The organism is Shewanella sp. 10N.286.45.A1, assembly GCF_041470405.1.
Lineage (GTDB): Bacteria > Pseudomonadota > Gammaproteobacteria > Enterobacterales > Shewanellaceae > Shewanella.
The window spans coordinates 1-7826 of record NZ_JBFRMK010000125.1 but is presented as its reverse complement, the minus strand read 5'-3'; the positions used below and the strand labels follow the sequence as shown (position 1 = coordinate 7826).

General features: G+C 46.2%; 8 protein-coding genes. All 8 read right to left on the bottom strand.

Going from position 1 to position 7826, the window contains the following annotated elements:
- Positions 1-71 precede the first annotated feature (71 nt).
- The 8 genes from hisIE to hisG all read right to left on the bottom strand — a co-directional run bounded on the left by hisIE (position 72) and on the right by hisG (position 7396).
- Positions 72-713: a bifunctional phosphoribosyl-AMP cyclohydrolase/phosphoribosyl-ATP diphosphatase HisIE gene (gene hisIE, locus AB4238_RS10500; protein WP_371993781.1), complete on the bottom strand. Its 642-nt coding sequence runs from the start codon at positions 711-713 to the stop codon at positions 72-74.
- 54 nt (positions 714-767) lie between these two features.
- Positions 768-1541 carry an imidazole glycerol phosphate synthase subunit HisF gene (gene hisF, locus AB4238_RS10495; protein WP_372033409.1) on the bottom strand — a complete coding sequence of 258 codons (774 nt, stop codon included), beginning with the start codon at positions 1539-1541 and terminating at the stop codon, positions 768-770.
- Positions 1523-2260: a 1-(5-phosphoribosyl)-5-[(5-phosphoribosylamino)methylideneamino]imidazole-4-carboxamide isomerase gene (gene hisA / locus AB4238_RS10490; protein WP_372033408.1), complete on the bottom strand. Its 738-nt coding sequence runs from the start codon at positions 2258-2260 to the stop codon at positions 1523-1525. The genes hisF and hisA overlap by 19 nt, the downstream gene beginning before the upstream one ends.
- Before the next feature lie 2 nt (positions 2261-2262).
- Entirely contained in the window at positions 2263-2967 is a 705-nt protein-coding gene (gene hisH / locus AB4238_RS10485) for an imidazole glycerol phosphate synthase subunit HisH (protein ID WP_372033407.1), read from the bottom strand.
- Complete coding sequence (gene hisB, locus AB4238_RS10480) at positions 2964-4043, bottom strand: bifunctional histidinol-phosphatase/imidazoleglycerol-phosphate dehydratase HisB (RefSeq protein ID WP_220739539.1); 1080 nt, start codon at positions 4041-4043, stop codon at positions 2964-2966. Before hisB ends, hisH begins: the two co-directional genes overlap by 4 nt.
- A 71-nt stretch (positions 4044-4114) precedes the next feature.
- The gene (hisC, locus tag AB4238_RS10475; RefSeq protein WP_372033410.1) at positions 4115-5176 is read right to left on the bottom strand and encodes a histidinol-phosphate transaminase; all 1062 of its coding nucleotides are present in this window, start codon (positions 5174-5176) and stop codon (positions 4115-4117) included.
- Positions 5176-6492, bottom strand: a complete 1317-nt coding sequence (gene hisD / locus AB4238_RS10470; protein WP_372033406.1) for a histidinol dehydrogenase — start codon at positions 6490-6492, stop codon at positions 5176-5178. The genes hisC and hisD overlap by 1 nt, the downstream gene beginning before the upstream one ends.
- A gap of 4 nt (positions 6493-6496) precedes the next feature.
- On the bottom strand, positions 6497-7396 hold the full coding sequence (gene hisG / locus AB4238_RS10465) for an ATP phosphoribosyltransferase (RefSeq protein WP_372033405.1): 900 nt from the start codon (positions 7394-7396) through the stop codon (positions 6497-6499).
- Positions 7397-7826 lie beyond the last annotated feature (430 nt).

Below are 7826 nucleotides of genomic sequence, written 5' to 3'. Positions count from 1 at the left end.
ATACTGATTGGTATAACTATAATCAAGATGATGATCTTAAGCGATATAGTTAACCTGTTAATCCCCCCATTTTACTTGGCAGCGTTGTGTCGCTTCATCAGGTTTGCAGTGACCTCTTCAAGTGATAGTTCCTGATCTTCTAATAACACCAATAGGTGATAGATAAGATCGGATGCTTCATCAATAAGTTCTGGTTTGTCATTGGTGGCGGCAGCTAATGCGGTCTCAAGTCCTTCTTCACCGACTTTTTGCGCGATACGTTTAGTGCCACGGTCAAACAAGTAAGCGGTGTAGCTTGATTTAGGATCTTGACCTTTACGAGACGCAATTAATGCACTGAGATTATCAATGAAGCTATGGGCCTTACCATCGGTCCAGCAACTCTCGGTGCCTTTATGGCAAGTTGGGCCATTAGGCAGCACCTGAACCAATAAACTATCGTTGTCACAATCCATATCGAGCGCGACCAGATCAAGCGTATTACCCGAGGTTTCGCCTTTGGTCCATAAGCGCTGTTTACTGCGGCTAAAAAAAGTGACCACACCGGTAGTGAGCGTCTTTTCTAAAGCTGCTTGGTCCATATAACCTAGCATCAGTACTTTACCGCTTAGGTGGTTCTGTACGATAGCGGGGATCAAACCATCGGTTTTGGCCCAATCCAATTGCGCTAACAGTGCTTGGTCTTGTGGTGTTGTTTGATAAAGCGATGTCATGTTGCATCCTCAATTCGAGCTAAATTATGTGTGGTTAACTTATACCGATTGGTATTAAACGCGCACAGCGATTTGATTGTCACGTAGATAACGCTTTAACGCTTGAATATCGATAATCCCTTTGTGGAACACACTTGCAGCAAGTGCAGCATCGACATTAGTTAAAGTGAAGACATCTTTAAAGTGTGCCATTGTGCCTGCACCGCCTGAGGCGATTAAGGGGACATCGCATAGTGAGCGAACCATAGACAACTGTTCAATGTCATAACCTTGGCGTACGCCATCTTGATTCATTACGTTGAGCACTATTTCACCGCAGCCACGCTTTTGTACCTCTTCTACCCAATCTTGTGTAAACCATTGAGTGTCTTTGGTGGCAGACTCATCGCCAGTAAACTGTTTTACTTTATAACTGTCACTGATGTGATCGTGATAAGAGTCGATACCAATCACAATACATTGGCGGCCAAACTCGTCTTGTAAACGTTCAATTAAACTTGGGTCGGTTAATGCTGGAGAGTTAATTGAGATCTTATCAGCACCAAAGGCTAGCTTCTCACGGGCTTGTTCGATGGTGCGAATGCCTCCCGCGACACAAAATGGAATATCGATACGCTCAGCCACACGGCTGACCCACGACTTGTCGATAACCCGGTCATGGGCGCTGGCGGTGATGTCATAGAACACCAATTCGTCGGCGCCTTCATCGGCGTAGCGCGCGGCTAGAGGCACAATGTCACCGACAATTTCGTGGTTACGAAATTGCACTCCTTTAACCACTTTTCCCTCTTTTACATCGAGGCAGGGGACTATGCGTTTGGCCAACATGTAATTGCCTCCTCAACGGTAAACTGATTGATGAGCAGTGCTTTGCCAATAATGATGCCATTAGCACCGCTATCTTTTACCGCTTGTACATCTGCCAGAGTTGCAATACCACCAGAGGCTTGCCAGTTAATCTTTGGATATGCAGTGCTTATCTCTTGGTATAGCTCGGTATTAGCGCCTTGCAGAGTACCGTCTCGGCTAATATCAGTTACAAGGGCGTGTTTTAGGCCAACCTCTGTAAACTCAGCCACTAAGGATTCCAGCGTTTTGCCGCCACCTGACTGCCAGCCTGACACCGCCACTATTTTATCGCCTTGTTCATTAATGTTGACATCGAGCGCTAAACAGATCGCATCGCTGCCATATTTTACAAACCAACTTTTAACTAATTCAGGCTCTTTGACTGCTAGAGAGCCTATCACCACGCGGCTAACACCTATCTCCAGTAACTCACTCAACTGCGCTTCAGTCCTTACGCCACCACCGACTTGTATCGGTGTGTCTAGTCCTTGTACTAAGCTGGCTATAAGCTGTGTTTGGCGCTTCATCGGGTCTTTTGCGCCAGTTAAATCAACAATGTGCAGCAAATCAGCACCTTGCTCTTGGTAGCTTTGTAGCTGCGCTAACGGGCTTAAATCAAACGTCGTTTTTTGATTGTAGTCGCCTTGGTAAAGACGAACGACTTGACCTTCTATAAGATCAATTGCTGGTATGATCATCTTTACGCCTCACACTGATTTGAATGGTTGTTTTGCTTAAAAGTATCGGTCGACATGTTGAGGAAATTTTTCAACATTCTTGCACCAACGGATGCACTTTTTTCTGGATGAAACTGCAAGCCGATAAAGTTGGCTTTGGCTATCGCCGCGCTAAACTGCTCACCATGTTCTGCACTGGCGATAGTAAATTCACTGATTGGTGCTCGATAGCTATGGACAAAATACACATAATCGCCTTTGCTGATCCCGTCAAAAATAGGATGTGCAGAGGGGGTTATTTGATTCCAGCCCATATGAGGCAGAGGTAAACCTTTACTATCAAGCTCTTCGATATCGGTTGGGATCAGCCCAAGGCACTGGCAGTCTTCAGTTGTCGCGCCACGCTCTTTTGATAAGCGCGTCAACATCTGCATGCCTAAACAAACACCGAGTACCGGTTGAGTCAGTGAACTGATCACCTCGACTAACTGCTTGTTACGCAGTGATGCCATTGCCGCGCCAGCGGTGCCCACACCCGGTAGCACCACCCGAGTGGCCGCCTTAATGGCCGAGATATCATCGGTGACACTGAGGTTTTGACGCTCATCAACCGATAACAAACGTTCAAACGCAAAGCGAACTGAACTTAAGTTGGCGCAGCCAGTATCGATGATCACCGTGGTACCAGAGGTAGTATTTACTTGCTGATCACGCTCTTGCTCACTCATAGCACACCTTTACTCGATGGCAACGCATCACCTTCTATGGCGACCGCTTGACGTAGCGTACGACCCAGTACTTTAAACAAGCTCTCTACTTTATGGTGATCGTTATCGCCTAAAGTTTTAAGGTGCAAAGTACAGCGAAGCCCATCTGAGAATGAACGGAAGAAGTGTGGCACCATTTCGGTGGCCATCGCGCCAACCATCTCACGTTCAAACTCTGCTGAGAATTTAATGAATGGACGGCCTGATAGATCCAGTAAACATTCTGCGCTGGCTTCATCCATGGGGATCGCTTGCTCAAAGGCATTACCAAAGCGCGCAATCCCGCGTTTATCGCCTAATGCTTGGCGCAGTGCATCACCTATAGCAAGAGCGGTATCTTCAACACTGTGGTGGTCATCAATCTCTAAATCGCCATCCACGTTCACGTCCATCTTAAAATTACCGTGGGTCGAAATCTGCTCTAGCATGTGGTCAAAAAAACCAATGCCGGTATTGATTGAGCCTTTAACCCCTGAGTCGAGGTCGATGGTGACTTTAATGTCGGTCTCCTTAGTGGTGCGCACGACGGTAGCCACACGATTTTTGCTGAGCAGTTTTTCGGCAATGTCATTCCAAGTCAGGCTTTGTGGGTTGTATTGAAGTCCTTGAATGCCCATTGAGTCAGCCAATCCCATATCCGTTTCACGATCGCCGATAACAGCTGATTGGGTGAAATCGATGCGACCGGTGGTTAGATACTCTTTCACTAGCCCGAGTTTTGGTTTACGGCAACTGCAGTTTTCATCATCGAAATGTGGGCAGATAAGGACATCGTCAAATTTAACCCCTTGGCTACTCAATATTTGCATCATCATATCTTGCGGCGCATCAAAGTCATCTTTTGGAAAAGAGGGAGTGCCAAGTCCGTCTTGGTTACTGACCATCACTAAACGGTAACCCGCAGTTTGTAGTTTTAATAGTGCTGGAATGACATTGGGCTCAAATACCAATTTAGCTAGCGTATCTACCTGTTTATCGGTCACAGGCTCTTCGATAATGGTGCCGTCACGGTCAATAAAGAGAATTTTTTGTTTCATTATGATACTACCTTTCAGATTTTTTAAATTTTGGACTTGGCGTTAGCCATCATGCCAAGTCATGATTATTCTTATTCATTCGGCGTCGAAAAAAGGTTAATTAAGTAGTCGGTTTGCGCCTGATTGGAAAAGCTAAAGCGAATACAGTTTGCTAAGCGTTTGTCGTTATAACTTCGTGCAATCACACCTGCTTGCGTTAGCTTTTGTTGAACAGTTGGCTTGTCATTAAACTCTGCCAAAACGTAATTACCGTGCGCTTTTACCACTTTGGCACCAGAGGCTTGCAATGCTTGTGCTAATCGCTGGCCTTGCTGCTTCATTTCATCTACCTGAGTTTGCATGGTTGTTAAGCCATTAGGACTTAGCGCTTGCACTGCTAGTTCACTTACCGGCAGTGGCACAGGGTAGGGGGCGATGACGCGCATACACATATCGATAATGTCAGGGTTGGCGAGCAAAAATCCGCAGCGAGCACCAGCGAGTGCAAAAGCTTTAGAAAGGGTGCGCAGCACCACCAAATTGCTTTTGCTTGCGACTAAATCCGCCACAGAATACTCTGGGCTAAATTCGATATACGCTTCATCTATCACCACTAGCTGCTCGGGGTTGCTATCGATGACCTTAACAAGTTCATCCCTTGCAATCACACTGCCTGTTGGATTATTCGGATTGCAGATGAATAGGATTTTGCTATTTAATCCCTTATCAATCTGCGTCGCATAATCTGTCGGTAGCTGAAAATCATCTGTTAGTTGCAATGCATTAACCGCCACGTTGGCTGTTTTAGCACTAATGGCATACATACCGTAAGTTGGGCCAAAAGTGGTGATGGCATCTGTACCTGGATTGCAAAATGTACGTATGAGGATTTCAATCGCTTCATCAGCGCCGCGACCGGTCAAGATACACTGACTTGGTACCTTGCTATAACGGCTATAAGCATCGATTAATGCTGGTGGCTGGCATTCTGGGTAACGGTTGACGCCCACTAAATCCGTGTTATTAAAGGGTGATTCATTAGCATTTATCCAAATATCACCTTGGCCGCCAATACGCCTTGCAGATTGATAGACTTCCAAATCTAGAAGTTCTGGTCTCGCTAAACGCTGTGCAAGCGTATTTATCTTAGTCATCATGCCTCCGAAGCGTCATTTTTAGCGATATTAAGTGATGCAAGACGCAGCGCCACTGCATTTTTATGAGCATCGAGTTGCTCAGCTGCTGCCAGAGTCATCACTGCATTGCCTATGGAAGCTAGTCCATCCGCGGTTAACTCTTGTACGGTAAAGCGACGGCTAAAGTCTGCTAGCGACAAACTTGACACGGTTTTGCTGTAGCCATATGTCGGCAATACGTGGTTGGTGCCACTGGCATAATCTCCAACAGACTCAGGCGTGTAGGCGCCTAAAAATACCGAGCCAGCAGCGCGAATATTCGCTAATACCGCCCTCGGTTGTTCTGTTTGGATAATTAGGTGCTCAGGTCCATAAAGGTTAGAGACCTGTGCAGCTTCAGCCATATCATTGACCAGCAGCGTGCGGCTGCAGCTTAACGCCGTAGTGGCAACGTCTGAGCGTGAAAGCTCGGACAGTTGCTGCGCTAATGCTTGATTCACCTGATTGGCCACTTCGCTAGAGTCTGTGACTAACATGACTTGTGAGTCAGGCCCGTGCTCGGCTTGAGAGAGCAGATCTGCTGCTACAAAGCTGGCATTGGCTTTCGCATCGGCAATGACTAACACCTCTGACGGACCAGCTGGCATATCAATACTGACCGTTGCTCGGCTATCTTGGCTAACTGCCCGTTTAGCTTCGGTGACAAAGCGGTTACCAGGGCCAAATATTTTATCAACTTGAGGCACTGACTCGGTGCCAAACGCGAGGGCTGCAATGGCTTGTGCGCCGCCAACTTGATAGATCTCAGTGATACCGCACACATTAGCTGCATAGACAATAGCATCGTTAATCGGCGGTGGGCTGACTAACACGCGTTGACGGCAACCTGCAATTTTAGCGGGTTGTGCCAACATTAAAACGGTGGAGATCAGTGGCGCGGTACCGCCCGGAATATAGAGACCGACTTTCTCAATTGGCTCACTTCTAAGCTCACAGCGAATACCTTTTTGGGTTTCAACATCAACAGGGTTAGATACCTGTGCTCGGTGAAAGGTATCGATATTAGCTTGAGCTTGGGCTATCGCTTGTTTCAGCTCCGCTGGTACGGCTTGGCAAGCTTGCGCTATTTGCGCTTTTGATAGCTGAAGGTTATCGATATTAACGCCGTCAAACTGCTTGGCAAAACTGCGCAAAGCACTGTCACCATCAGCCACTACCGAATTGATAATGTTAGCAACAGTTTGCTCAAGGTTTGAGTCGCCGATGAGCGGCGATCTTGCCAGTGCGTCTTGTTTAGCCGCTGTTGTTAATGTTTGCCAATTGAGAATGTCCATCAACTTACCCCATCATTTTTTCAATAGGCATAACAAGAATTGAACTTGCACCTAACTGAGTGAGTTGTTCCATGGTGTCCCAGAACAAGTCTTCGGTGCTGACGGCGTGGATTGCAACACGGTTGGTATCGTCATTGAGTGGCAATACCGTTGGGTTTTCAGCGCCAGGAAGTAACGCAACAATTTGCTCTAGTGTTTCAGTTGGTGCGTGTAGCAAAATGTATTTACTCTCTTTAGCGCGAACGACGCCGTTGATGCGCGAAAGGATTTTGTTGATAAGCGCTTGTTTGTCATCTGGCTGGCTATTGGTTGACTGGATAAGGCAAGCGGTAGATTGGTATATCACTTCTGTTTCGTATAGGCCATTAGCTTCAAGTGTGGCGCCGGTTGAGACTAAATCGCAAATGGCGTCGGACAATCCTGCTCTTGGGGCAACTTCTACTGAGCCTTTTAACATACAGTCGTTGTAGTTAATGCCTTTTTGCTGCATGTAACGACGAAGAATGTTGGGGTATGAGGTTGCAATACGTAGGCCTTCTAATGAACTGGCATCTTGGTAAGCAAATTCATTAGGCACTGCCAGTGATAAACGACATGCGCCGAAATCAAGTTCACGCAGTTTAATGCACTCAGATGGCTTGCCTAATGATTGGCGTTCAATCTGCTCCTCTTCCAACACGTTCTCGCCAATAAAACCTAAGTCGACTACACCATCCATCACGAGACCTGGAATATCGTCATCGCGGACTCGAAGCAGATCGATTGGCATATTGTCAGAGTGGGCAATAAGGCGTTGCTCATTGATATTAAACTTTACGCCACAGCTCTTCAGTAGCTTCAATGACTCTTTAGATAGGCGACCTGATTTCTGGATAGCAATTCTTAATCTGTTTGACTCTGACATGGATACTTCCTTTAAGTTGATTCAAAAATTTATATAAAACAATCTGTTAAACTAAAACCAAAAAACCCCTAGAATTCCTTCTAGGGGTTTTTGATATTTTGAATCAACCGCCAGAAGGAATGAGTCCTTCGGCAGTGAGCTTCCGAAGGCTACCGCATATGGTGATGATGATGGATAGTGTTCAGAAGCTGTACCATATTCTTTTTCTCTACGTTAAATGATCTGTCGGGTCTGGTGACCGTAAATTCGACAACCGAGTTAACTCTGCGTCGCCGTTAGACTTAAATTAATCAGTTTTAAAACTGATTGCAACTATTAATTTAAGCAGATGAGCAATGTTCATCTAAATGTCACTCATTTCACTTTGGGCAAGACGAGTATGCACGCTGTTTCTAAAAAAGGACAATCGATTATTAGGGGCTGTTGATCT

What these genes read in the sequence shown, in the direction of transcription:
- hisIE (WP_371993781.1), bottom strand. Translation starts at nt 713, where the DNA reads ATGACATCGCTTTATCAAACAACACCACAAGACCAAGCACTGTTAGCG.
- hisF (WP_372033409.1), bottom strand. Translation starts at nt 1,541, where the DNA reads ATGTTGGCCAAACGCATAGTCCCCTGCCTCGATGTAAAAGAGGGAAAA.
- hisA (WP_372033408.1), bottom strand. Translation starts at nt 2,260, where the DNA reads ATGATCATACCAGCAATTGATCTTATAGAAGGTCAAGTCGTTCGTCTT.
- hisH (WP_372033407.1), bottom strand. Translation starts at nt 2,967, where the DNA reads ATGAGTGAGCAAGAGCGTGATCAGCAAGTAAATACTACCTCTGGTACC.
- hisB (WP_220739539.1), bottom strand. Translation starts at nt 4,043, where the DNA reads ATGAAACAAAAAATTCTCTTTATTGACCGTGACGGCACCATTATCGAA.
- hisC (WP_372033410.1), bottom strand. Translation starts at nt 5,176, where the DNA reads ATGACTAAGATAAATACGCTTGCACAGCGTTTAGCGAGACCAGAACTT.
- hisD (WP_372033406.1), bottom strand. Translation starts at nt 6,492, where the DNA reads ATGGACATTCTCAATTGGCAAACATTAACAACAGCGGCTAAACAAGAC.
- hisG (WP_372033405.1), bottom strand. Translation starts at nt 7,396, where the DNA reads ATGTCAGAGTCAAACAGATTAAGAATTGCTATCCAGAAATCAGGTCGC.